General features: G+C 44.2%; 20 protein-coding genes. 16 read left to right on the top strand and 4 right to left on the bottom strand.

What is annotated here, in order from left to right; translation table 11 throughout:
* Window positions 1-171 precede the first annotated feature (171 nt).
* Window positions 172-1461: a purine/pyrimidine permease gene (locus tag OXB_RS02160; protein ID WP_041071541.1), complete on the top strand. Its 1290-nt coding sequence runs from the start codon at window positions 172-174 to the stop codon at window positions 1459-1461.
* A gap of 233 nt (window positions 1462-1694) precedes the next feature.
* On the top strand, window positions 1695-2408 hold the full coding sequence (locus OXB_RS02155; protein ID WP_041071540.1) for a hypothetical protein: 714 nt from the start codon (window positions 1695-1697) through the stop codon (window positions 2406-2408).
* A gap of 16 nt (window positions 2409-2424) precedes the next feature.
* Here the strand turns inward: OXB_RS02155 and OXB_RS02150 are convergent, their stop codons facing one another.
* The gene (locus OXB_RS02150; RefSeq protein WP_041071539.1) at window positions 2425-3669 is read right to left on the bottom strand and encodes a dicarboxylate/amino acid:cation symporter; all 1245 of its coding nucleotides are present in this window, start codon (window positions 3667-3669) and stop codon (window positions 2425-2427) included.
* A gap of 154 nt (window positions 3670-3823) precedes the next feature.
* Entirely contained in the window at window positions 3824-4705 is an 882-nt protein-coding gene (locus OXB_RS02145) for a LysR family transcriptional regulator (RefSeq protein WP_041071538.1), read from the bottom strand.
* Between the two features lie 159 nt (window positions 4706-4864).
* Here OXB_RS02145 and OXB_RS02140 point away from each other — a divergent pair, with 159 nt between their 5' ends.
* The 7 genes from OXB_RS02140 to OXB_RS02110 all read left to right on the top strand — a co-directional run bounded on the left by OXB_RS02140 (window position 4865) and on the right by OXB_RS02110 (window position 13229).
* Window positions 4865-6628 (top strand): thiamine pyrophosphate-requiring protein, encoded by a 1764-nt coding sequence (locus OXB_RS02140; RefSeq protein WP_041071537.1) that lies wholly within the window; start codon window positions 4865-4867, stop codon window positions 6626-6628.
* Complete coding sequence (locus tag OXB_RS02135) at window positions 6615-8108, top strand: aldehyde dehydrogenase family protein (RefSeq protein WP_052483833.1); 1494 nt, start codon at window positions 6615-6617, stop codon at window positions 8106-8108. Before OXB_RS02140 ends, OXB_RS02135 begins: the two co-directional genes overlap by 14 nt.
* Window positions 8109-8238: 130 nt before the next feature.
* Window positions 8239-9150 carry a malate dehydrogenase gene (locus tag OXB_RS02130; RefSeq protein ID WP_041071535.1) on the top strand — a complete coding sequence of 304 codons (912 nt, stop codon included), beginning with the start codon at window positions 8239-8241 and terminating at the stop codon, window positions 9148-9150.
* 201 nt (window positions 9151-9351) lie between these two features.
* Window positions 9352-10416 (top strand): TRAP transporter substrate-binding protein, encoded by a 1065-nt coding sequence (locus tag OXB_RS02125; protein WP_052483832.1) that lies wholly within the window; start codon window positions 9352-9354, stop codon window positions 10414-10416.
* A gap of 76 nt (window positions 10417-10492) precedes the next feature.
* Window positions 10493-10969, top strand: a complete 477-nt coding sequence (locus tag OXB_RS02120) for a TRAP transporter small permease (RefSeq protein WP_041071533.1) — start codon at window positions 10493-10495, stop codon at window positions 10967-10969.
* Window positions 10969-12240: a TRAP transporter large permease gene (locus tag OXB_RS02115; RefSeq protein WP_041071531.1), complete on the top strand. Its 1272-nt coding sequence runs from the start codon at window positions 10969-10971 to the stop codon at window positions 12238-12240. The genes OXB_RS02120 and OXB_RS02115 overlap by 1 nt, the downstream gene beginning before the upstream one ends.
* Window positions 12241-12290: 50 nt before the next feature.
* A complete protein-coding gene (locus OXB_RS02110; RefSeq protein WP_041071530.1) occupies window positions 12291-13229 on the top strand; it encodes a ketopantoate reductase family protein in 939 nt (312 codons plus the stop codon).
* 231 nt (window positions 13230-13460) lie between these two features.
* On the opposite strand, the gene OXB_RS02105 is transcribed toward OXB_RS02110, so the two are convergent.
* Window positions 13461-14588 carry an IS4 family transposase gene (locus OXB_RS02105; protein WP_041071529.1) on the bottom strand — a complete coding sequence of 376 codons (1128 nt, stop codon included), beginning with the start codon at window positions 14586-14588 and terminating at the stop codon, window positions 13461-13463.
* A 733-nt stretch (window positions 14589-15321) separates the two neighbouring features.
* On the opposite strand from OXB_RS02105, the gene OXB_RS02100 reads away from it, so the two are divergent.
* The 7 genes from OXB_RS02100 (at window position 15322) to OXB_RS18795 (ending at window position 23620) form a co-directional block, all read left to right on the top strand.
* Window positions 15322-17043, top strand: coding sequence for a sulfate adenylyltransferase (locus tag OXB_RS02100; RefSeq protein ID WP_041071528.1), 1722 nt, complete (start codon window positions 15322-15324; stop codon window positions 17041-17043).
* A gap of 423 nt (window positions 17044-17466) precedes the next feature.
* The gene (locus OXB_RS02095; protein ID WP_041071522.1) at window positions 17467-17913 is read left to right on the top strand and encodes a MarR family winged helix-turn-helix transcriptional regulator; all 447 of its coding nucleotides are present in this window, start codon (window positions 17467-17469) and stop codon (window positions 17911-17913) included.
* A complete protein-coding gene (locus OXB_RS19350) occupies window positions 17900-18613 on the top strand; it encodes an MFS transporter (RefSeq protein ID WP_331711236.1) in 714 nt (237 codons plus the stop codon). The genes OXB_RS02095 and OXB_RS19350 overlap by 14 nt, the downstream gene beginning before the upstream one ends.
* Window positions 18552-19097, top strand: coding sequence for an MFS transporter (locus OXB_RS19345; RefSeq protein ID WP_442852894.1), 546 nt, complete (start codon window positions 18552-18554; stop codon window positions 19095-19097). Before OXB_RS19350 ends, OXB_RS19345 begins: the two co-directional genes overlap by 62 nt.
* Before the next feature lie 331 nt (window positions 19098-19428).
* Window positions 19429-21615: a YcdB/YcdC domain-containing protein gene (locus tag OXB_RS02085; protein WP_052483831.1), complete on the top strand. Its 2187-nt coding sequence runs from the start codon at window positions 19429-19431 to the stop codon at window positions 21613-21615.
* A 153-nt stretch (window positions 21616-21768) separates the two neighbouring features.
* Window positions 21769-23325, top strand: coding sequence for an ABC-F family ATP-binding cassette domain-containing protein (locus OXB_RS02080; RefSeq protein WP_041071519.1), 1557 nt, complete (start codon window positions 21769-21771; stop codon window positions 23323-23325).
* A 139-nt stretch (window positions 23326-23464) separates the two neighbouring features.
* On the top strand, window positions 23465-23620 hold the full coding sequence (locus OXB_RS18795; protein WP_158333630.1) for a hypothetical protein: 156 nt from the start codon (window positions 23465-23467) through the stop codon (window positions 23618-23620).
* 47 nt (window positions 23621-23667) lie between these two features.
* Here the strand turns inward: OXB_RS18795 and OXB_RS02075 are convergent, their stop codons facing one another.
* Window positions 23668-24462, bottom strand: a complete 795-nt coding sequence (locus OXB_RS02075; RefSeq protein WP_231860349.1) for a M23 family metallopeptidase — start codon at window positions 24460-24462, stop codon at window positions 23668-23670.
* Between the last annotated feature and the right edge of the window lie 473 nt (window positions 24463-24935).

Genomic DNA, 24935 nt, shown 5'->3' with positions numbered 1-24935 from the left:
TCCGTCCATAAGTGCGATAGAGCCGTTCCGGAATATAAACGAAATCAAGCTCAAGGGAATCCGGAATCTCCCCGCACCAGTTCCTGCAAGCGGCTGTTCCATCCCATCGCCAAGTGCGTGGTATACTGGAAGCCTATAAAAAGTGAAACCGTACAGCGGAGGAATGTACCCATGAAACAACTTGCTGGAGGCATGCAGTGGGCCATCTTCCTGATTGCATCGTCCATTGCGGCCCCGATTGCCATCGCGCATATTTTCGGCATGGATTTGACCGATACGTCGCTTTTCATACAACGGACAATCCTGGTCCTCGGCATCGCGGGTCTCCTTCAAGTGCTGATCGGCCATCGGTTGCCGATCAATGAAGGGCCCGCCGGACTATGGTGGGGCATCTTTGTCGTCTACGCGGGAATGGTCGGCGTCTTTTACAACACAACGACGGAAGCTCTGCAAGCTTTGCAAAGCGGAATGCTGTATAGCGGCGTCCTGTTCATCCTATGCGCGGCTACTGGGCTTGTTGAAAAGATGAAGCGGTTATTCACACCTGCCATCACGTTTACGTATTTACTGCTGCTCGTCTTGCAATTAAGCGGGACCTTTTTGAAAGGGATGCTTGGGGTCGAAACGATGGAGGACCGCCTCGACTTGGTCATTGTGGTCGGCAGTTTGGTTGTTCTCTTCATCACTTTTCTCACTATGGGGAATAAACGGCCGTGGATTTCGAAATATGCGGTCCTCTTATCTATCTTGCTCGGATGGGGAATCTTCTTATTGATCGGCAAAGCCCCTTCGCTCGTCCAAGGGCCGAAACCGGTCATTCAACTACCTGGCGTATTTGTTTTCGGCCCGCCTGTCTGGGACGGTGGCGTTTTCGTCACAGCGCTGTTCATCACGATTCTGTTGATTGCCAATCTCCTTGCTTCTGTCCGTGTCATGGAACATACGCTGAAGCATTCCTTTTCCATACAACCGTCCGATCGGGTACGGCAGGGCTCATTCATCTCGGGCATCAGCCATCTCCTCGCGGGTCTGTTTTCTGCTATCGGTCCGGTTCCCATCTCGGGGGCGGCCGGCTTTGTCGGCACGACGCGAATGGCGTCCCGGCTTCCGTTCCTGATCGGCAGCATCCTTGTCATCCTGATCACATTCTTTCCGAGCATCATGTCCGGATTTGCTGCATTGCCGGCGCCCGTTGCCTATGCCGTGACATTTGCCATATTCACGAAAATGGTCTCGATAGCTTTCGAAGAACTCGATGCAGATCCCGAGAAGAAGAGGGCTCGAAAAGCGGTTGCATTCGGCCTCATGGTCGGAGTCGGTATGATGTTCGTCCCGGCTGCCAGCTTCTCGGATCTGCCCGCAGTCCTGGCGGCTACGCTTTCCAACGGATTGATTGTCGGGACAATCGTCGCAATCCTGATCGAGCAGGCATTGATTCGAAAAAGTAAGGGGAAGGAATAAACAAGGCAATTGGGGAGAAAATCCAGTAATCAAAAAAGTAGAGAATGGAATCAACGGGATTCCTTCTCTACTTTTTATATGCCGGTGAATAGTCTTTCCAATTATCGTTTCCATAGATTGGATCACATGCTCTGTTCCATAGATCATTACTTCTTTGAGAGAACGGGAGAGTGAAAGATGATGTAACTATTTGAATTTGCGGAGGTCTACTATATGAAAAGGAGGGATGAAGATTGAGGAAATGGATTTTCATTGCAATGTTATTTGTTGCGGGGTGTACACAGAACGATACTCAAACTGGTTTAATTCAAGATTCCTCCCCAAAGTCCACAATTGACTGGGTTGATTTCATCCAATGGGAAGGGGCCATGTATGAGAAGAATCGGCAAGCCGCCTCACTGGAGAGGCAATGGACCCCAGGCAAAAAGCTTGGGGAAGTGCAATTCATGCTAGATGAGCACGCAGATGCCGGACATATGCTGGAAAATGGTGATGCCGCCTATTTGCCTATTGGAACGAGCGTGTATGAACTGGAAGGCTACAGTCCGGCATTCCGGCTTTTGGCAGACGGCGACATATACGAAGTTAAGGAACCTACCTCGGCACAGACAATCGGTGACTTTCTGGATATTGAAAATCACGTAGATAGTATTGCCTTGCTTAGCAATAAGGATAGGTCTGAACTTGGACAATTGTCCCAGACTTCAACGAAGGAATTGATTACAGAACTCCTTGCCTTGCCATATGACTCTTCTCTGCGTGATCAGAATGCGCAAACCCGCTTGTTTTTTCAAATCCGTTTAAAGGACAGCACGACAATCCGTTTGACTTATACGCCGGAATCCGGAATCATCAACAACTATGCAATAGTTTCCGATGAAATGAAGTCTCTGTTGGAAAGGGAAGTGGCTGCGATACAAGAGGCAGGGAGGGAACCGGAAAGATAAAAGGCAATCCGTCCAATTACCGGATTGCCTTTTTCTCTTTCTTCAGGGCACGTCTTTTTTCATGTTGATCAATGAGACTCGTTCCGACCAAATCACCGGTCACATTCAAAGCAGTGGCGCCCATGCCGATCAATGCGTCAATCGCGGTCAATAAAGCGACGGCTTCCATAGGCAGTCCAAGTTGGGCGAACACGGTGGCGATCATGATGATTCCTGCTCCCGGGACTCCCGCCGTTCCGATTGAGGCGAGCGTTCCGACGAGCACGACCATCAGCATATCCGTGAAACTTAGCGGGGTGCCGGCGATATTCGCGGCAAACACGGCAGAAACCGCAATCCGGATGGCGGCCCCGTCCATATTGATGGTCGCTCCGAGCGGCAGACTGAAACTATAGAGACTGTTGGGAATTTTCATCTGTTCCGCCGCGTTCAACGACAAAGGCAACGTCCCTGCACTGCTCTGGGTGACAAAGGCGGTGACAATCGGCGTGCGTCCGTATTTGAAAAACGGGCCAAGCTTGACGCCGAACAGCAGCATAAGAACGATATACAACAGAAAATGGGCAATCAAGGCGAGGTAAAAAACCCCGATCATCCCACCGAGGGAGGCGAGCGTATCCAACCCTTGGCTTCCGACCGTCTTTGCCATAATGGCGAAGATGCCAATCGGCACGTATTGTAAAATCGCTTTTAAAATGAGTAAAGACGCTTCATTCAACGCCGTAACAGTTGTGAATAAACTTTCCCCGAGCTCCTTGAATGGCTCGGAAGACCGCATGGCGGAAATGGCAATTCCGAAAGCCAGCGCTGTGAAGATGATGCCGAGCAGATTGAGCTCCGTAAAAGCGGAAAAGATATTCGACGGCACAATGTTAAGCAAGACGCTGATTACATCGGGATGCTCCGGGACATCAACTTGCTCCGTGCCTTCCAGCTGCATCCCCGTCCCCGGATGAAATAGGCTTGCTATGAGAAGGCCAACGACAATAGCGATCGCTGAGCTCAATGTGTAATAAGTGAATACCTTGCCGCCCATCCGTCCCAAGTTTCCGATATTCGTCTGATTGATCCCGACAATGAGCGTGAACAGAATGAGTGGGATGATGAGAAATGTCAGCAAGCGAATCAGCAAATCACCGAACGGCGCCAATACCGAAGCCTGCTCACCCATAACAAAGCCCGCCAAGATCCCGAGAACAAGGGCAACTGTAATTTTGACGATCAGAGAAGTATGCAAGTAAGAATTCCATAGCTTTTTCAACTTACCGCCTCCTTTAAGTACGAGTCGTCCTGATTATATCCTTACCCTAATGCCAAGAGGATACACGAAGATGTATATCAAAATGTGAGCTTAAAGGTGAGGGGAGGCTGAAAATGAAAAAGAAAAAGCTAATGCAGTTCTGTAGATAGATGCTCTATTTATTCACATTATAATGATTTGTTAAATGGTCAATAAACGCTTGGACTGCTAATGAAGTAAAATTACCTTTCCGATAAATAAGACCTATTTCATTCATTGGCAGTGAGTCCGCAATGCTCAGCAGTTTAATTGGAAGATCGGCGACATCCTTTGCATAGATTTCGGGTATTATAGTGATTCCATTATGTAGTAATGTCATTCTGACTAATGAGTAAATATCTGATAGTTCAACAATAGGATTCAATGTAAAGCCTAATTCAAAACAATGCTTATCAATTGTTTGCCGTATCAAATAATGTTCAGGTAATAAAAATATAGGGTGTAATTGCAATTCGTGCATATTAATACTATCCCTATCAGCAAACGGATGAAAATATGAGACAGCAACAGAAAGTCTTGAGGAGAACAATGGGATAGTTTGTAACTGCTCATGATGCACGGGTAAAATGACCGCTCCAATATCCAATTCTGAACTATGAATCCTCTGAACAATTTCCTCAGAAGTGAGATCATAAACTGATAGTTTAATCTTTGGATATTTTTCATGGAAGGATAGAAGGGGAGCATAAAGAAGGTGATTGCCAGACGAACCGATTCTTAGTTGCCCGCGATTCAATCCATTTAACTCCTCAATTTTTTCATTCGCACGATCAATCTCTAAAAAAATCCGGTTTGCATGCTCCAGCAGTATAACACCCGCAGGCGTCAATTCAATTTTTTTACCAATTCGATAAAATAGAGTGGTGTCTAATCGACCCTCAAGTAAGCGGATCTGTTGACTTAGGGTGGGTTGGCTTATACCTAATCTTTCAGCAGCCCTAGTGAAATGAAGTTCCTCACTAGTAATCTGGAAGTAATGCAAAAGGCGAATATCCATTTAAGACTCCTTTAATCATAGTTTTTTTCTATTATATATATAGACATAATAGTATTGTACTATTAAAAATAGTGATATACAATTCATCCTAGCGATTAATTCAAATACTTTTAAAGGTTCAGAGTAGTATGAATCCTAGTGAGAAAAGAGTGATAATTAATGGAAACCAATTACACAACAAGCATGGCTTTCTTAGAAGCCTTGCAAGAAGCTGGAGTCACCTACTTATTTTCTAACTTTGGAAGTGATCATCCCGGAATTATTGAAGCCTTGGCTATAGCAAAGCGTGAAGGGATAGAGCTTCCGAAAGTTATCACTGTTCCACATGAAATGGTGGCGCTAAGCGCCGCTCATGCTTATGCACAAGTAAGCGGAAAGCCACAAGCTGTTTTTGTTCATGTAGAATGCGGGACTCAAAATTTGGGCGCGGGCCTTCATAATGCTTGGAAGGGAAGGGTGCCTGTTCTCATCTTTGCGGGAAGTTCACCATTTACACAAGAGGGGGAATTATTGGGAAGTCGCAACGAGTTCATTCATTGGATTCAGGACGTTCCGGATCAACGAGGGATTGTAAGGGGTTACATGAAGTATGACAACGAAATTCGTACGGGGGCAAATGTGAAGCAGTTGGTTCATCGTGCATTACAAATCGCCAATAGCAGCCCAAAAGGTCCTGTCTATTTAATGGGAGCACGGGAAGTGATGGAAGAGACAACAACCAGAGTTGAGATTAATACTGAACAATGGCAACCAATCTCTGCACCGGCCATAGCACCCAAAGAACTTGATCTACTGATAAGCGACTTACAAAAAGCAAGAAATCCACTCGTTATTACATCATATCTAGGAAAAAATAAAGCAGCAGTGGGGGAATTGGTGAAGTTTTGTGAAGCATTTGCCATTCCAGTTATAGAATCTGTCCCTAACCATATGAATTTCCCATCTACGAACAAACTTCATTGCGGGTATCAGTGGAACGGCCCAGAACAAAATGACTTGATTGAGGAAGCAGATCTCATTGTCGTTATTGACAGCGACGTGCCTTGGATTCCGTTGTTTAATAAGCCTTCTGAAGACTGTATTGTCTACTATATTGATGAAGATCCTCTGAAAGAAGGCATGCCGCTATGGTATATTCCTTCCAAACGTTTCTTTGAAGCTGATGCAGAAACTGCACTTCAGCAAATCAATGCAAAGATTGCAACAGTAGACATCCCGAAGGCTGAATTGGTTAAACGCCGGGAGAAGATAGAAGCATACCATAACAAGCAACGTACCAAATGGAAGCAAAAAGAAGAGTACTTAGAAGATAGGATCACAGCGGAATATGTTACGGCATGTATCCGTGAGTTATGTGATGAAAATACGATTATTGTAAATGAGGGAATCTCCAATTACCAAACCTCTTACACGCATTTGAAAAGAACAGTCCCAGGTTCGATTCTAGGGAGTGGTGCCGGTGGACTTGGTTGGAACGGGGGTGCGGCCGTTGGGGCGAAACTTGCAGATCCTTCCAATACAGTTGTGTGTATTACTGGAGACGGTTCTTTTATGTTCAGTGTTCCATCAAGTGTCCACTGGTTATCTAGAAAATATAATGCTCCATTTTTAACGGTTATTTACAATAATAGAGGGTGGAAGTCGCCAAAACTATCAACACTTGGTGTCCATCCAGAAGGAGTGGCAAATGAAGAGAATGAGTTTTATGTAGATTTCACTCCACATGCAAACTTATCAAAAGTGGCAGAAGCGGCAGGAGGCGCTTACGCAAGAAAAGTAGAGAATTCTGCGGAAGTGAAAGAGGTGTTAAGAGAAGCTTTTGCAGTTGTAAAATCAGGTCGTTCTGCGGTAGTTGATGTCTACTTACCATCGATTCAAGAAGAAAATAATATGAAGGCGGGGAAAGAGCATGCAACAGTCTGAGACAATTACGAAAAGCTATCTGAACGGGGAAGTAGTCGAAGGGAAAAGCTATCTGAACGGGGAATGGGTTGAGGGGGAGAGTAATCGGATTTACAAAGATCTAAATCCCTATGACCGATCAATCATTGCTGAAATAAAGTTAGCTTCGAAAGAACAAACCGTCGGAGCTTTTGAAAAGGCAGCGGAAGCGCAAAAGAAGTGGGCAAAATCTTCTGTTGAAGAGCGTAACCAAGTAATTAAAAAAACCGCAGAGTACTTGACAGAACATCGTGAGGAAATCGTGCAGCTGATTAGCCGAGAGACTGGTGGTACGCTTCTAAAAGCAAACATTGAACATGGCCTTGCGATGGCAGTCTTAGTTGAAGCATTAAATTATACAGATCAACTTGGAAAAGTGAATGAAGTCCCTGGTGGGCCTAAAGGAAAAGTGAATAAAATTTATCGATTGCCGTTAGGTGTAATTTCTTCCATTTCACCATTTAATTTTCCGGTCAATTTATCTATGCGCTCCATAATACCTGCTATTGCGCTTGGAAACGCGGTTGTTCATAAGCCGGATATTCAAGTGGGGCTTGTAGGAGGAGTCATCCTGGCAAAAGCATTTGAGTATGCCGGTCTTCCAGCAGGGGTATTTAATATGTTGTTGACCGATATTGAAGAGATTGGAGATGAGATGTTAACAAATCCAATTCCTCGTTCGATCAGCTTTACAGGTTCAACAGCAGTTGGTCGTCATATCGGTTCGATTGCAGGTAAAAACTTTAAAAGAGTTTCACTTGAATTAGGCGGGAATAGCCCGTTCGTTGTATTATCCGATGCAGATATTGACCAAGCAGTAAATGCAGCCGTTTTTGGCAAGTTCATTCATCAAGGTCAAATTTGTATGATAATTAATCGCATTATTGTTCACAAAAATATACATGATGAGTTCGTAGCGAAATTTACAGATAAAGTGAAAGGTTTAGCTTATGGAGACCCACAAGACCCTAATACGGTCATTGGACCGCTTGTTAATGAGCAACAACTTCAAAAAGCAATCGGATTTATCGAGTTGGCGAAACAAGAAGGGGCAACAATGGTGCTTGAAGGAAAGCGAGAGGGGAATGTCTTGACACCTTCCGTTATTACAAATGTAAAGAACGACAGTAAGGTAGCACAATCTGAACTGTTTGGCCCCATCGCTTTAATTATTAGGGCTGAGACAGATGATGAAGCCGTGAAATTGGCAAATGAGACAGATCATGGGCTAAGTTCAGCGATTTTCACAAGTGACTTGGAAAAAGGTGAAAAGTATGCATTAGCTATTGATTCGGGAATGACTCATGTCAATGATCAAACGGTAAATGATGCGCCCAATATTCCTTTCGGGGGTACGAAAGCAAGTGGGATGGGGAGATTCGGGAATCCATGGATGATTGATGAATATACAACGATGAAATGGATTTCTGTTCAGACGAAATTTAGAGATTTTCCATTCTAAAAATGAACTGGGTGGATTGAGGTTTGGCAAACGTTCGTTTCTTAGATATAAAGATTCAGAGATACTCAATTGAGGATAGATTGCTAACCTGGAAAATTAGGTTAGCAATCCGTGTTGAAGGGAGTCAAGCATGAAAATATCTATTATTGGCGGCGCAGGCACATTAGGCTCGGCAACCGCTTTTCGACTAGGACAAAATGAACAAGTGCAAGAAATATGCCTACTAGATATAAATGATATGTTAGTCACTAATCATATTATGGATTTTCAAAACACCTATCCTGAAAAAAAGATTTATAAAGGGAATTATAAGGATCTGGCAGAATCACAAATTATAATAATTACTGCAGGAGTACCCAATCGAAATGATGTTACTTCGAGAAACGAATTTTTAGAGGGAAACATTTCGTTATTTCGTGAATTCGGTAAACAGATTAAACGATATTGTGAAAGCGCTTTCATACTGACGGTATCCAATCCAGTGGATGCTCTTAACTATTTTTTGTATCGCGAATTTAAATTCAAAAAAAGTCAATTGCTTGGTTATACGTTGAATGATTCACGAAGGTTTGAACATTCTATTCGGACTATCATGAAAATCGATAGTGCTGAAAAAGTGTTTAGCCCTGTTATCGGAGAACATGGAAGAACCCAAGTTCCGCTTTTTAGTCAAGTTCGAATAAATGATGAAAAAGTATCGATAAATTCTCAAGTGCAGCAGGCTGTTCGAGAAATGGTAAGCAATTGGTTCACCGAATTTAATGGTCTGAATATTGACCGAACTACAGGTTGGGCCACTGCTGCCGGTATTGGAAAAATTGTAGACGGCATTACAAACAATGAAAAGATGAAGACGATAGGGTCTGCAATTCTAGATGGAGAATATGGGATTTTCGAAATAAGCATGGGAGTCCCGGTTGTCGTTGATCAAAATGGTACCGTCTCTATTCCAGAGTGGCAATTGACAAATGAGGAAAAGCTTGCTCTTCAATGGTCAGCGGATACGATTAAACAGACAATCCACCCGTTTGTATCTAGTTAAAATGGATAAGTTTGAGTTTCCAAATAGCTTATGTGATGGTCCTTTTTATCATTCTATATATTTTCAACTTACTTTCGAAAAAAGTATTCCAAAAGTTCCATCTAGAAGAATTGAGACAATAATTTGAAAACTCATTCATCTATAATAAACCGTGAGAAAACGTTTACATCAATGAATTATAATTTCAAAGGAGGAGTTGTTATGTCTAAGAAAATGTTGTTTGCTTTTCTCGTAATCATGTCACTAATGGTATTAACAGCATGCGGAGGGTATTCAAAAGACGACGGTAGTACGGCATCTGCGGAAGGGGAAGCTGATACGGCTGTAAATGATTCGGCTACAAGTGCCGAGACAGGTAATGCTACTTATAAGTTGCGTCTTGGGCACCAGTCACCTGAAGCAACGAATATTCATGAATATGCCGTACTCTTTAAAAACTTGTTAGAAGAAAAAACCGATGGTGAAGTCCAAGTTGATATTTTCCCGTTCAGACAACTTGGAACAGATCGGGAACTTCTTGAGGCTATGCAGTTTGGTACTTTGGATTTCGGGGTAATTAATGGACCTCCCATTTCAGGTTTTGCACCCGAAACAGCTGTAGTTGACTTGCCATTTTTGTTCCGCGATTGGACTCATGTGAAAGGATTTCTAGATTCAGATGTAAGGGATGATTATTTAGAATTAACAGAATCCGCCAATTTGAAAAACATGGGAATCATGGCACGTGGTTTCCGGCATATTACAAACTCCAAAAAACCACTTAAAACAACTGAAGATGTGAAAGGAATGACGATTCGGGTAATCGAGAGTCCTGTCTATGTAAATGCTTATAAAGAGTTAGGTGCTAGTCCACAAAGTATGAACTGGGGAGACGCTTATACAGCGCTCGAACAAAAAGCGATAGATGCGCAAGAGAACACAATGGATATAATCCATGACGAAAATGTAGCAGAAGTCCAAGATTATGTATCCAAAACAGGTATAAACTTTGTATTCAGCTTCATCATGGCGAGTAAGATGGAATTCGATAAGTGGCCTGAACATATCCAGGAAGCCGTTTTGGAAGCTGCTTATGAGGCAGGGCAAGAAATGACAGAGCTAAACGAACATAATGAGAGTGAGTTCGAGGAGAAGTTGAAAGCAAAAGGAATGGAGATCAACGATTTTGATCGTAACCAGTTTGAAGGGAAATTTGAGAAAACATATGAAGCGTGGAATAAGGTACATGGTGATAATTTACTGAAGAAAATTCAAGAGATTCAATAACTATATTATCTTCAGGCTGCCTTTCTACAAAAGAGCAGCCTGAGCTTAAGATAGAAAGCTTTAAGGGGGGAGCAGTATGTTGGAAAGAGTTAGTTACTGGATTGATTCAGCATCTCGAGTATTTCTTATAATCTTTTTAGTCTCAATGACAGCCGTGTTGGCAACGCAAGTAGTATTACGTTATTTTTTTCAATTAGGTATTATCTGGTCCGATGAACTTGCCAGGTTTCTGATGATTGCTCTCGTATACATCGGCGCTTCCTCGGCTGTACGTGATAACAGTCATATTACGGTTTCAGTATTCGAAGATAAGTTTCCGACATTACGAAAATGGTTTGCTCCCATCCAGTGGATTATGATCTTTATTTATAGCCTATTTTTAATTAAATTTGGTTGGGACGCTCTGAAAGTTGTGGAAGCTCAGAGTTCCGCAAATATGGGGATTTCCATGGCCTGGATTTATGCGGTGATTCCCCTATCGGGATTGTTAACGATCATTCATTTGGTAGGGAGATTAGGTAAGAAGAAGGTTAAACAGAAGGAGGGGTTCTGATGGTTGTAATGTTTTTTGCTTTGACGATTATTTTATTTTTGCTTGGCGTCCCAATGGCGATCACCATCGGACTTTCTTCTATTATTTACGTTCTGCTTGCAGATATTACCCCTATGATTGTGGTCCAGCGACTTTTCACAGGAGCCGATGTTTCGGCATTAATGGCCATACCATTCTTTATACTGGCTGGAAACTTAATGCTTACAGGAGGATTGGCACAAAGGATATTAGATCTGGCCAATTCGTTAGTTGGTAAAATTACTGGTGGTCTAGCTTTAGTGACAATCTTGGGGTGTATGTTTTTTGCAGCTATTTCCGGCAGTGCGATCGCTACCGCAGCTGCACTTGGCACGCTAATGATACCAGCGATGGAAAAAAAAGGATATAACCGAGGATTTGCAACAGCTATAGTTTCGAATGCAAGTCCGATGGGAGTTATCATTCCACCAAGCGTGTCATTAATAATTTATGGAAGTTTGTCGGGTTCCTCTATCAAGGATTTGTATATTGTGGGAGTTCCGGCTGGCCTAATTGTGGGATTGTCTCTTTTAATAGTTGTCTATGTGATTTCAAAGAAGCGTGGATATAAAGGGAATGACGAAGCCTTTGAATTTTCAACGTTTCTAAATGCTTTACGCCGTTCTTTATGGGCGCTAGGAACCCCGGTTATATTACTTGGCGGTGTCTTTTTAGGGGTAGTGACGCCGACAGAATCAGGGGTTGTCGCTGTCATTTACGCCGTTATTGTCGGTCTATTTATTTACCGAGAATTAAAGATAAAAGACCTCATCGGAATTATTCTGGATTCTGCAAGATCGACAGCAGTCATTATGTTCATCGTTGCCAATGCGGCTCTCTTTGCATATGTTTTGGCATATGAAAATATCCCGACCATGATAGTGACGAGTGTAATGTCCCTCTCCGAGAATCCAATTATAATTTTATTATTAATCAATATCATTCTATTATTCTTTGGTGCTTTTATGGACACCATGGCAATCTTGGTTATTGTAGTACCAATGTTCTTGCCAGTAATTATTGCCCTTGGGATAGACCCAGTCTTATTTGGAATTATTGTGGTAGTAAATACAGCGATTGGAATGGCGACACCACCATTTGGAGCTACATTGTTAATTGCATCTAATATTGGGAAACATCCGCTGATGTCCGTGGCTCGAGAATCAGGGTGGCTGTTACTTGCCTTAATTATCGCTTTGTTTATCATTACATATATTCCCATTGTAGTAATGTTCCCTCTTTGGGGTTTTTAAATGTTAACAGTTAGTTTGGCAGATCTGAGAACTGGACAGGAGGGGTTAATGTGAAAGTAATAATTGCCGGGGCCGGTGCAATGGGATGCAGATTTGGAAGTTCTTTATTTAATGAAAATGAAGTAATCCTGGTCGACAATTGGGAAGAACATGTAGATAAAATAAACCGAACGGGATTATCTATCACTGATGATAAAGGAAGAGCCCTTATACCTATTTCGGCAAAACTGCCCGAAAATTGTAACGAAAAAGCGGATTTATTAATAATCTTTAGCAAATCAGTGCAAACAGATAGTATTATTCAAAGCTGTTTGCAGATGATCACATCAGAGACGAAAATTCTAACACTCCAGAATGGAATTGGAAATGTGGAAACCCTGACCAAATGGGTACCAGTCGAGCAATTATTTGCTGGGATTACAACATATGCTGCCAATCTAAATGGTCCTGGGACTGTAGAAGCTACTGGATCAGGAATTATTGAAATAATGCATATTACAGGAAAAAGACGAAGAGAAGCAGAATTACTCATTCAATTATTCAATAAATCAGGGTTAAAGGCCGAACTATCAGGAAATGTTATACAAAGTATTTGGGAAAAAGCAGCTTTTAATGCAGTCTTAAATCCACTTTGTGCCCTAACCTCGAGCACAGTTGGACAAATTGGTGCATATGGAATAATTGGGGATGTTATTAGAAGTGTTCTAGGTGAGATAGAGTTGGTTGCTGAAGCGGAAGGCGTAGATTTTGATAAGTTGCAGGTAATGAATGTAATTGAAAATGTATTTAATCCCAATATGTCTTCGCATCATTATTCTTCTATGTATCACGATCTACAAAATGGAAGAGAAACAGAAATAGAATATCTAAACGGGGCATTCATAAAGAAAGCTAATCAATATAATATTCCTACACCTTATAACACCTTACTTTATCATTTAATAAAAATTGCTGAAGGAAATCGGAAGATCGTTCATGAGTTTAGTTGAAAATTATCGTTCACTTGTCAGAATCCAAAAAACTTCCCCTAGCACTCAAAAGTGTTAGGGGAAGTTTTTTAATTCGTATAAGAAAGCACCGCATTCTTGCTAAAACGCAGCAATGCTTGTTTTGCCTCGTCTCTGTTCGTGTATTCAAAGATTCGATAGTCTTTCTGATTAAATACGGTAATGACCCACATGGTATGATCCCCTGTCTCAGACCTGTTGATTAACCAAAAATTATCCAACTCTTCCAAGGTAAAATCGTTGCTGCCATTCCAAAATGTCTTTAATTGCGAGTCGCCATTCAATTGGAAGGTCATCACAAAGAAGCAGGCGCTGAAATCCCGCGAAAGATAAGGGTTTGCAATAGGCTGCCTTGCCTCCTTCAGAATGCAGGAATTTAAGGAGAACATACGTAATCAATGCGGCGAACAGCTGATTAAATACGGCATTTTCCGTTGTGCCAAACAGAACGGGAACATTCAGGTTTTGTTTTACCCATCGGAAGAAGGATTCGATTGCCCAACGGGATTTGTACATATCGGCGATTTCTTCGGCAGTCACATTCATCAGACTTGTGATGGCGCTGATTATCTTGCCTTCGTAATCCATAAACTGAACGACTCGATGCCGTTTACGTGTCTGCTTTTGCGGCGTTCCGAGGGTGCATGTGAAATCGGCCACAACATTGGAGTCTTTGGACCGACTGCCTTTAAGCGATTTTTTTCGATTTAGTTGAATGTTATCTTTCAAGCGGAACACGAAATCCTGTCCATTATCCCGATAGTCATCCACCTTATCAATCGAAAAATACGCGCGGTCGCCGACAAGGATAAACCGCTTGTCCTCAAGCTTCTTTCCAATCGGTCCATCATGCTTTAAGCCTGTTGTTTCGACCACCCGGAGCGGCATCCCAGTGTCATTCGTGAAACTAATATGCAACTTGATCCCTGCCCGTTCTCCATGATATACAGCCCAAGGTAAACGAGTTTTTCCGACTGTGACAGTCGTCGAATCAATGGAAAGAAGACTTTTTGGCATCTTCAATTTCCGACGTGCAGCGCGATTTAATTTGCCAATGATCACTTCCAGGACCCGCTTCATGATGGCGTAATCGAGAGCTTTCATGTGTTTCGAAAGAGAAGAGTGGTCAACAGTTGTCAATCCGACGCTATTGCCTAGGTCTGCAGCGTGCCGCATGCTTTTCCACTCATTCGCCGCTGAGTGAATGAGATAGGAAAGGAGTACGGAAACCGTACATTTACGCGCCTTTTCTTCATACTTGAACTCTTCAAGGATTGTTTGTAATTCTTCTTCAGAAAGAAAGTTTTGAACCAAGGTCTGTAGCGTGGTATTCTTATTCATGAGAGATGCCTCGTTTCGTAAATGTGGTTGTGGTGACTTACATTTTACAAGAGACATCTCTTTTTTTATATTTTTTTGATTGGAACAACTTGGTTAATCAACACGCGTGCCCCTGTCTTTTAGTTTTTTGCCTTGCAATAAAGCCATAAACTGAGATGCTCGCGTGGACTGATAGGAAATGCTTTACTTGATTCTTATCATACCGCATTATATTCAGAAAAAAACCTTTTTGTGAATCAATTCACAATACGTTCATATTCAAAACGCTTTCATTGAACAAATTGTGAAAAAAACCATAATTCAAGGAATCCCATTCTTCGCCAACCGCATCGACGAGGAAAGAAGGATTTCACACCACGGACCGAAAGGCGATGACAGCCAATCGGTCCGCGGTTTTTCGATTTAACATTATGGTTGAAATAAAGTTGTTTTCTTTTGGTAAAAAGCTGAATAGGGAATCATAAGCAGAAACGACTTGTCGGTAATAGCCAACGTAATAAAACAAAAATAAAGGAAATACTTGCGATGTATATTCAAAAAACTGGAAATTCAATATATTTCAATCTATTTCCGCTGTCGTCCAATAGCAAATCCTACTAAAAATATAAGTAAAAGTTTAAGTTTTCGGAAGTATTTGACTTTTATTATTTGGAAAGGTACATTCAAATTATGCAGTTTGTTTTTCCATTTGTAGATATGCTGTACAACAATTTTTGATTGAGGGGGAAACGAGATGTTAAATGTTTCAGAGAAAAGCAGGTTTTCCGATTACCCGCAGCAACCACATGGAGGCAAATTAGTGAACAAGGTAGTGACAGGAGAAGAGCGGGAGGCGGAGATGCTACGCGCCAAGGAATTGCCGACCATCATGGTCGATATGGAAGCGATCATTACGCTCGAAATGATTGCGACCGGCGTGTTGTCACCGAACGAAGGGTTTATGAATGAAGCCGATTACAAATCCGTCCTGACAACAGGCCGTTTGGTGAACGGCGTGATTTGGCCGGCTCCCCTCAGTTTTGCACCGATCGGAAACCGCAATGCGGAGATCATTAAGACACTGTCCGTCGGCGAGGAAGTAGCCCTGGCAGATGAAAACAATGAGCCGGTTGCGATTCTCCAAATTGAAGATATTTTCAAATATGATAAAGACTTCCGTGCTTCCAATCTATTCGGAACGACCGACCGGAATCATCCGGGCGTCGACGCAATCTATCGCCGTATGGGAGACGTTGCATTAGGTGGACCAATCCGTTTGCTGCGCCGTGTCGACTGGGGACCGTTCGAAAAGCTTCGTCTGGAACCGAAAGATACATGGCATACATTTTATGAAGAAAAGAAATTCCGTTCAGCTGCCGGATTCATTACAGGGGCGAATCCTTTGCACCGGGGGCATGAATACATCCATAAGAATGCGTTGGAGGAAATCGACGGCTTACTTCTTCAGCCACTCGTCGAGATGGCGAAGCGCGAGTATACCCGGCATGAGTTCCGGATGCTGTCGTACCGCAGCGTGCTGGAAACGTATTATCCGAAAGGACGCTCGATTTTAGCGCCGTTGCGTGTAACTTATATTTTCGCAGGTCCCCGGGAGACGGTGCTGCATGCGTTGATCATGAAAAATTACGGTTGCACCCATGCACTCATTGGCCGGGATCACGCGGGTATCGGCGATTATTATGATAAATACGCCAGCCATAGTATTTTTGATGAATTCAAGCCGGAGGAGCTCGGCATTGATGTCCGGCTGTTCCATGAAGTTTTCTATTGTACCCGCTGTGATGCGCCGGCAACGACGCAATCCTGTCCGCATGACGAAAGGTACCGTATCAATATTTCCGGAACGGGAATCCGGGAAATGCTGCGACATGGGATTATGCCGCCAAAGGAAATCGTCCGTCCGGAGTCGGCACGAATTGCCATTCAAGGAATCCAGCCAAAAGGATTGGATGCGAATGAAAGCGCTATCTCTCCTGTCGGTAAAACAATCAAGAGCATGTTCCCGTTCTATTTAAAGAGAACGAGACTCGGTGGAGCTCTGCGGAAAACGCCACTCACTGTCGAAGATTTAACGAATCTCGATTTGGAAATGGTCAACTTGGATGTGCGGGCTAACGCTGATCGGGTCTACCAAGATATCTTTGACGAATACAGCAATGTCGGCGATACGAATCGCAATCTGCAGCCGGACTGGATCAGTGATGCCCGGGAATCCTTACGCAAGCAACAACAAATGGTCATTTCCGACTTGGAGGAAAAAGTGGGGCAGGCTCCTGCGGCTGCTTCCGACGAGTTCATGTACCAAGACAAGGAAGAATCACAACGTGAATTGGAAGTCGCCAAACAGATTCTTGACGACATTCCAAAAGATCTCCGGGCAGAAGATTTCCAATACCGGACGTGGAATGTCTTGCCGTACCATCGCTATCGGGGCAGTGATGAGCCGAATGAATAAGTAATAGATGGAAGACATCCGCCAAACTGATTTCTGGCGGATGTTTTTTCGTTATGGTTTGAAAAGTTTGGGGGAGGAGGAGGGGGTTCAAGGTGAAAGAAATTGGTACTGGGCCGAGCTGAGATTTTAAAAGGGGACTGTCCGAAAAGTCCAGGCACAGAGTTGGATACCAGCAAAAAGCAAGGGCGCCGGGAGACTCCTGCGGGAAAGCCGGCCGACGAGACCCCGCACGGCTGTAAGCCGGAGGAGGCTCGTCGGCTGGCCCGCGGAAAGCGACCAGAGCCCTTGCTATTTGCGTGTTTAACCGGAAAATCCACTTTCTGGACAACCCCAACTTCCAACCGTCTTGATTGCTTCGTATGTCTCCCTATACTATACTTTTGTTTAGTTTCACAAACTAATAATAATGGATGGAGTGAGGACTTGAAACCGCATAAGCAGCTTTTTTATGAATATGCAATGTTGCATCGTCCCTATATGAATGAATTAAACGCCCAATTGGCTCCGTTTCACTTGTCGTTGCCGCTTTGGTTGATGATGAGGGTTCTTTATCATGAAGGGGAGCATACAATTAGCGGACTTTCAAAGAAAAGGAATGTCGAGAAGCCAACGACGACGAAGATGGTTCAACGGTTGGAGGAACTTCAATTGGTGGATGCGCGTTCGGGAAGTGATCGCCGGACTAAGAATCTTTATTTGACGGAGCATGGACTGGAAGTGAGCCGGCAAGTGGAGGGCAAGATCAGCCGTTATCAGGAAAGCTTATTGGAAGGTGTATCGGAAGAGGAACGGCTCCTGGTGGCGCAAGTATTGCAGAACATTTCAAAGAAAATTGCGAGCGGTAAAGGAAGAGTATATGCAGCAGAATGAGAAATTATGGACAAAGGATTTCATATCCATTTCAATCGTAAATTTCGTCCTTATGCTATCGATGTATCTATTATTAGTGACGATAGCGACATACGCCTCTGGACAATACGGAGCAAGCGCAAGTACTGCCGGCTTGGTCGCCAGTATTTTCATCCTCGGTTCTTTAGTAGGCCGGTTGTACGGCGGCAGCCGGATTGCCAAAGTGGGAAATAAAAAAATGTTGATTTCCGGGACCGTATTTTTTGTTATCATTACGCTCTTTTATTTTATTCCCGGAAATTTATACTTCTTGATTGCGGTGCGCTTTTTGCATGGGGTTGGTGTCGGGTTGGCGACGACAGCCACGGGAACAATCGTGGCCCAAGTGATTCCACCAAGCCGGCGCGGGGAAGGCATTGGCTATTTCAGCTTGAGTGCAGTATTATCGACAGCTGTCGGACCGTTGATCGGACTGATGCTCATCGATAAATTCGGCTATACGAGTATTTTCGTCTTTTCGCTTGTAATGGGAATCGTCAGTTTGCTCATCGCCTTGCCCGTCCGGTCGCCGAAAATTGAATACAAGCCGGAAAGTGAAAGAAAGGGTTTTTCGTTGGGGGAATATTTTCGAACCGACCGCCTTGCCCATCTCTATTGTGATGCTAGTAGCGGCTCTCGCTTATTCTGGAATCCTTTCATTTGTCACCGCTTATGCCCATGATCGAAACTTGGTGATGGCCGGAAGTTTTTATTTTTTAGTCTACGCCATCATTATTTCCTTTTCCCGTCCGTTTACGGGAAAATTAATGGATATAAAGGGTGGAAACAGTGTGGCGTATCCTGCGCTAGTTTTATTTGCGCTTGGTATGTGGGTGTTGAGTCAAGCTGACACAACTTTAATGTTCCTACTCGCTGCCGCCATTATCGGATTGGGGTACGGGAATTTCCAATCGTGCACGCAAGCGCTCGCTATTAAAGTTACCCCACCGCACCGTATGGGGCTGGCCAACTCGACCTATTTCATTTGCCTGGATCTTGGGTTGGGTTTGGGGCCTTTCTTGTTGGGATACTTGGTACCCGCTTTCGGTTACAGCGGTTTGTATTTGACGTTGGTCGGCGTTATTGTCCTGGGAATTTTGGTGTATTATTTTCTGCATGGCGGAAGGGACCAAGAGATTCATCGCTCGGTCGAATCGGCCAGGTGACAGTCACCTGATCAATTGTGTTTGTTCCAACAATCCTGTTTGTTTGAATAAACGTGAATGTATGTACAACTGTGATTACTTAAAGTTCGAGAAAAAAGCCATGGGAATCGGCTGCATTGTGCAGCACGACCATGGCTTTTTGGCGTACGAACAATACACAGGGGAACCGCCTTGCTTCAAATACCTTTGAATGCTTTCAACTAGGCATCTTTCCTCGGCCGTAATCATACGATTCGATTAGGGGCTAGTTAATGGTGGAGTGAAATTCCAATATTAACAATTCATTGAAGATGAAGTATACTGAATAGACTACGAACTTAGGAGGATGGTTTTGGCTAAATCAAGGAAAATCAGTACATTACTCACCTGCTCCGCTTTATCATTTGGACTGTTCGCATCCGCGGCACAAGCATCTGCCCATATGGACGAGCAATCTACCAAAGTGCCAATTGAAGTCGCTTCCACGGAAGTTGAGTTCAGCAAAAATGATTTGATTCAGAAATTTCGTGACTTGTTTCCCAATCAGTTCGATTTCCTATCAAGCAACGACTTTCAGATGAGCGGCGGTCATATGTATCCCGACGATGAAAAAATTCGATATCATCTCTATTTTTCGAAGGCAGTCAATGGGAAGCAATTGCACGGAAGTGTTGGGTTTGTTGGAGATGATTTGGAAATTGAACATTTCTCTTTCCAACCTCTGAACGAAGCGGATGCTTTATTTCCCGCAAAGGTATCAAAAGAAGAAGCACGGAAAATAGCAATTGAATTCATGAGTCACATTCCGACTGAAGAGGCATACCAATTAGAAACGGATATTCAACAGTATTACCCACACCGAATACTGACGGAGCCTATCCGCTATTCGTTTATGTTTACACGGACGAAACATCAAGTGCCGATTGCGGACCAGAAAATGCAAGTCACAGTCCTCGGAAATGGGGATGTAGTGGAGTTTTATAAGAACCCGGTTCACAAAGGGGCGGCCACTTTCGAGGATGTCGAAAAAGTGAAAGACGAGAAGGAAATCTTACAGAAAATCAAAGACAATCTCTCCGCCGATTTGTATTATTCCATTAATATGGATACGGGAAAACGCACGATTGAGCTCGTCTATCAACCTAAGACAAGTAACGTTCACGCTTTGACAGGTCAATGGCAAAGGGCGAACGGCTACTCAACAGAGCCTCCGAAGAAAACGAAAATAGAAAAGATTGTGGCTGAACCGCTCCCGCCCAAAAAAGAGGGCATCACGAAAGAGGAAGCACGTAAACTGGCGGAACAGCTATTGGAAAGTAAATCCGATGATGTCAAATTGACAATCCAATCGGTTGAAGAAATGAAAAATCATAATGGACAACAAGTGTTCAGCATTCACTATATGTATCAAGTTGCAAATGGCGGTTATGGAACCACTTTGGAAATAAATAAACATACGGGCGAAATCATTCAGTATTCGGATATGTCGTACCAAATGCTGGAGCAGGCTGGCAAGGAAGCGCCGAAAGGGAAGCCGCTGTCCGAGAAGGAAGCGCTTGCATCCGCCATTACACATTTGAAAGAATGGGCTCCTTCCTATTTGCATCATTATGCCTATCCTTTGGATGAAGCCCATGTGGATGAGCAATCGGGCGTATATTATTTTTCATTCCCAAGAGTGGTCAATGGGATTCCGGTAATAGGGGATCAAATCAGTGTAAGTATCAATCCGGATAGCTCTTTAAACAATTTATACGTTCAGTATCAAGAAGAGGCCCAATGGCCGGCTATCGATGAAATCATCTCTGAAGAAGAAGCAAAGGCCATCTATGAAAAAGCGCTAAGCGCCCAGCTGAATTACACGAAAAAAGCAGAGGCGCAACACTATGACCTCGTCTATGTTCCTGTATTCAACGGACAATCCTTCAGTACACTAGATGCCAAAACGGGGAAATGGAATAGCTTGACGGGCGAGGAGAACACTATTGTCGTCACGCATCCTTGGGCGGAAAAGGAATTGAATTATTTACTGAACGCCAAAATTCTCGAGGTGAAAGATGGGGAAACCTTTAACGGCGATGCCCTTGCTACGAAGGGGGAAGCCTTGAAGGTGATCGTGAATTCGCTGACGTATTTCTATGCGGACTGGTATGGTGAACGGGAGGATCGAAGCCAGACGTTTGAGAATATAAATCCGGATCATCCGTACTATCAAGTCGTTGAACATGCGGTAGGAATGGGCGTCATTAAGCAAGACACGAGTTTCAATGTGGATGCGCCAATCACACGGGAAGAACTGGCAGTTTGGTATATTCGCATACTTGGACTCGAACAGGCAGCTAAACATAGCGACATCTACAAACTCGACCTCCAAGATGCTGACCAAGTTCAGGCAGGGAATATAGGATATGTCGCCTTGGCAAACTCCATCGGCTTGCTGCCGGCTGAAAAAGGTCACTTCAACCCGGATCAAGAAATGACATACGCAGAGTTGGCCGTCTCTATCATCCGGCTCGCCCACGAAATGTCGGTAAGGTGACAGGCACCCGAACAATCGTGTTAGTTTAAATAATCGTGTAAGTTCAAACAAACGTGAAAGTTTCTACTTTCACGTTTGTTTTAGTGCCTGGCACCGGAATGGATTTCCGGATATAATAGTAGCATTCTGAATGAAGGAAAAGGTGTACAGCATATGGGTTTATTGACTGTCAAAAATTTAAGTCACGGTTTCGGGGATCGGGCGATTTTCGAGGATGTGTCTTTCCGTTTATTGCAAGGAGAACGGATCGGATTGATCGGAGCGAATGGGGAAGGAAAATCGACGTTCATGAATATTATCACCCGCAAGCTGGAGCCGGACGCGGGAACGGTTACTTGGGCGAAACGGGTGCGGGTCGGTTATTTGGACCAGCATGTCGTGTTGAAACAAGGGATGAGCATTCGGGATGTTTTGCGGACCGCTTTCCAATATTTATACGACTTAGAGGCGGAGATGAACATGCTCTTTGCCAAAATGGCAGAGGTCGAGGCGGACGAACTCGAGGCGCTCTTGGAAGAAACCGGCCAGATGCAGGATGAACTGACGAATCGGGATTTTTATATTATTGATTCCAAGGTCGATGAAGTGGCGAACGGGCTCGGGCTGGATGAATTCGGTCTCGACCGGGATGTCCATGATTTGAGTGGAGGGCAGCGGACGAAGGTGTTACTCGGCAAACTATTGCTGGAGAAACCGGATATCCTCCTTCTCGATGAGCCGACCAACTATTTGGACGTCGAACATATCGAGTGGCTGCGGAATTACTTGCAGAACTACGACAATGCGTTCATCCTGATTTCTCACGACATTCCATTTCTGAATAGTGTCGTGCAATTGATTTATCATATGGAAAATCAGCAGATCACCCGCTATCCTGGCGATTATGATGAATTTCTACGCGTCTACGAAATGAAGAAGCAACAGTTGGAGGCGGCTTACAAGAAGCAGCAAAAGGAGATTGCCCATCTGAAAGACTTCGTTGCCCGCAATAAAGCCAATGCGGCGACGAGCCGGATGGCGATGTCACGGCAAAAGAAGTTGGATAAGATGGATGTTATCGAGTTGGATGCGGAAAAGCCGAAGCCGCATTTCGATTTCAAACTGGCCCGCACGCCGGGACGATTCTTGTTCCAAACGGAGAACCTAATCATCGGCTATGATGAGCCATTATCGAAAGAATTGAATTTGACGATGGAGCGGGGCCAGAAGATCGCATTGGCCGGTGCAAACGGCATCGGGAAAACGACGTTGCTCCGAAGCATCCTGGGTGAAATCCCCTCCCTCGCCGGTTCTGTCGAGCTTGGGGATCATTTGGAAATCGGCTATTTCGAACAGGAAATGAAGACGGAAAACAACCGCACTTGCCTCGAAGAGATCTGGGAGGAGTTCCCTCATTTCACCCAATATGAAGTGCGTGCGGCGTTGGCACGCTGCGGTTTGACGACGAAGCATATCGAAAGCAAAGTGAAAGTGTTAAGCGGCGGCGAACGGGCAAAAGTCCGTCTCTGCAAATTGATCAACCGCGAAACGAACTTACTCGTCCTCGACGAACCGACGAACCACCTGGACCAAGATGCGAAAAATGAATTGAAACGGGCGTTGAAAGAGTATAAAGGCAGCATCCTCCTCATCTCACATGAACCTGAATTTTATGAAGGGCTTGTCACGGACGTATGGAACGGCGAAACCTGGACGACAAAAGTTTTCTAAAGGTGACAGTCACCATTACAAATCAGACACTATTCCGAATTGTTTCCATATTGACTTGGTGACTGTCACCAAGTTGTTCCTGTTTTGATTCAGAAGAAATGGGAATAATATGAGAAATGGACAGGAGGAGTGCGAAACGATGAGCAAAAGTTATGCTGGCGACAAAGACGGACCGAATAAAAATTCACAAGACGCGGCAAGCATCGCCAATGAAGCTGCCCGAAAAGCGGAGCAGCAAGTGGAAGACATCAAGAGGGAAGCCGCCGACGAAATGAAAAAACAACAAGGCCGATAAATATGGGAAAACACCGGAGAAACCCAACAGGGATTTCCGGTGTTTTTTCATCGTACAATCTGGTTTCTTACTAGGAAGCGTCCGTCAAACGTGAGAGGAACTCCTTTCCCATCGAGCTCCGCATGGATGTGCAAATGGGGTTCGCTCGTATTGCCGGAATTGCCCACCTTTCCAAGCGGTTGCCCTGTCTGCACTTCGTCCCCCATCTGAACGAGAACACTCCCTTCCTGCATATGTGCCAAGTAGACGATCGCATCATGGCCATCACAGGCAAGCGCGACATGGTTGCCAACCGGATGGTCGGGGTCCGAATCGGGGGGCGTCAGGTCAGGAGAAGTGTTGTGCATGTCTGTCACCCTCCCGGTGCAAGGACTATAGAGGGTCGCTCCGTAAATGACATACTTCTCAAGATCTTCGGGATAAAGTCCCGAAGCCCGCGCGCCCCATTTGTTGATGCCGACAATATCAAGTGCATATTTCTGGGGCGGGTGCGCATGGTGATAGTTTAACAGCACATGGTCGCCGCCATGCCCTACGTAATAGGCTCCGTCAAGCAATGGAAACGCCAAGTCCAACGTTTGTTCATTCACAGAATGGGCCGTACTGGTCGATACATTATAAAACCCGAACACGAGCAAGAGGATGACATAAATTCCAATGGAAAATTTCTGATTGCCCGTATACTTCATGAACAATGGTAGCTTGCGGGTCTTTTTCCATGAAATCACCAGGGCAATAATCAATAGGATGAGCCACAAGTATCGCACGGGATAGCCGATCCAACTCCAATTTCCCGAACGAAACAACCAGACGATGATAAGGGTGGTTGTGAGGGCGTCCAAGAGCCACTCCAACCGGCTTTTGAAATTTGCCCTCCAGAGAATAAAAAGAAAAACGACCGGCAACGCAACAAGCATCATGAGAGTAGTTATAATTGGAAAAATTGGTTTGACCCCCTCTACTCATGATATGGAAAACATTACCCCGAGTATACGGGACTGTGAGCCGAAGAGCAACTTGTTTAAAATAATTCAAAGAATATAGGCTATTGTTGTTTGGTAATGATTAAGTTAACCGACAATTAACGAAACGGCGGTACGGAAAATGACAGCTTCAACGACTTTCGCTTCAGGACTTTCTATTATTCCGTGCTATGCCAGCAACATTCGCTTGCGATGTCCAACGAAGAGGTGGAGAAGTCCAACCATTCGCTTGTGATGTCCAACGATCCCGTCGAGTTGTCCAACGAAAGTAGGGAGTAGTGCAACCATCGTCCAGTTGTCCAACGAAGAGGTGGAGAAGTCCAACCATTCGC

Source organism: Bacillus sp. OxB-1 (genome assembly GCF_000829195.1).
Lineage (GTDB): Bacteria > Bacillota > Bacilli > Bacillales_A > Planococcaceae > Sporosarcina.
This window is presented reverse-complemented; position numbering and strand designations above follow the sequence as displayed.